Source organism: Bacillus cereus group sp. N11 (genome assembly GCF_016483605.1).
GTDB classification, from domain to species: Bacteria; Bacillota; Bacilli; order Bacillales; family Bacillaceae_G; genus Bacillus_A; species Bacillus_A toyonensis.
The window spans coordinates 1-265 of sequence record NZ_JAEHBN010000073.1 but is presented as its reverse complement, the minus strand read 5'-3'; the positions used below and the strand labels follow the sequence as shown (position 1 = coordinate 265).

Here is a 265-nt window from a genome sequence, read left to right as displayed (position 1 = left end):
TAATTCAATTATTCAATTCTACTCCAGTTGATTCAGGTACAACACTTCAAAATTTAAAAACATTACAAAAAGGTCCAACAGGTCCAACAGGTCCAACAGGTCCAACAGGAACAGGAGCAACAGGAGCAACAGGAGCAACAGGAGCAACAGGAGCAACAGGCCCAACAGGAGCAACAGGAGCAACAGGAGCAACAGGAGCAACAGCTGCAACAGGAGCAGCAGGCCAAAAAGGACGAGCAGGATCAGGAGGAGCAGGAGGAGGACC

1 protein-coding gene is annotated in these 265 nt (G+C 48.7%); it reads left to right on the top strand.

The features are described 5' to 3' along the window. Positions 1-265 (top strand): hypothetical protein (locus JDS98_RS29715; protein WP_199634642.1); only part of this gene is annotated, 265 nt, incomplete at both ends.